Origin of the sequence: Protofrankia sp. CiP1_Cm_nod2 (genome assembly GCF_920664355.1) — a bacterium.
Taxonomy (GTDB): Bacteria; Actinomycetota; Actinomycetes; order Frankiales; family Frankiaceae; genus Protofrankia.
This window is the reverse complement of sequence record NZ_CAKKTL010000046.1, coordinates 1-874: the sequence shown is the minus strand read 5'-3', so window position 1 is coordinate 874 and position 874 is coordinate 1. Positions and strand designations below refer to the sequence as shown.

Genomic DNA, 874 nt, shown 5'->3' with positions numbered 1-874 from the left:
AGTGTCCCGAGTCGTTAATTCGTTCGCAGTAGGCGGCGAGGGTCTTGAGGATTTGGTCGGCGGTCTTGGTCCAGATGAACGGCTTCGGGTCCTTGTTCCAGGCGTTGGTCCACTTGCGGATGTCGGCTTCGAGTTCGACGACGGAGCGGTGCGTCGAACGGCGCAGCTTGCGGGTGGTCAGCTCGGCGAACCAGCGTTCGACGAGGTTCATCCACGAGGACGAGGTGGGGGTGAAGTGCAGGTGGAACCTGGGGTGGCGCAGCAGCCACTTCTTCACTGCCGGGGTCTTGTGGGTGGCGTAGTTGTCCAGGATCAGGTGCAGGTCGTAGCTGGTCGGTACCGAGGCGTCGATCAGTTTGAGGAACCGCAAGAACTCCTGGGCGCGGTGGCGCCGGTAGTGCTGGGCGATCACCGCCCCGGACGTCGGGTCGAGCGCGGCGAACAGGCTGGTGGTGCCGTTGCGGACGTAGTCGTGGGTCATCCGCTCCGGCGTGCCCGGCATCAGCGGCAGGACCGGCGCGGTGCGGTCCAGGGCCTGGATCTGCGACTTCTCGTCGACGCACAGCACGATCGCTTTCTCGGGAGGGTCGAGGTAGACGCCGACGACATCCCGGACCTTCTCCACGAACTGCGGGTCGGTCGAGAGCTTCCACGTCTCGACCAGGTGCGGTTTGAGCCCGAACGCCCGCCACATCCGCGAGACCGTCGACTGCGACAGTCCCGATGCCCGGGCCATCGACCGGCTCGACCAGTGGGTGTCGCCGTTGGCCGGTTTCTCCTCCAGCGTCCTGGTGATGACCTCGTCGACCTTCACGTCGGACACGGTGCGCGGCCGGCCCGGCCGCGGCTCGTCCGACAGCCCCTCCAACCGGTC

Annotated in this window: 1 protein-coding gene; it reads right to left on the bottom strand. The window is 66.5% G+C overall.

Features of this window, described 5'->3' with window-relative positions; translation table 11 throughout:
- Positions 1 to 874, bottom strand: an 874-nt coding sequence (locus tag NBW84_RS07475; RefSeq protein WP_250282982.1) for an IS630 family transposase, incomplete at both ends; no start/stop codon positions are given.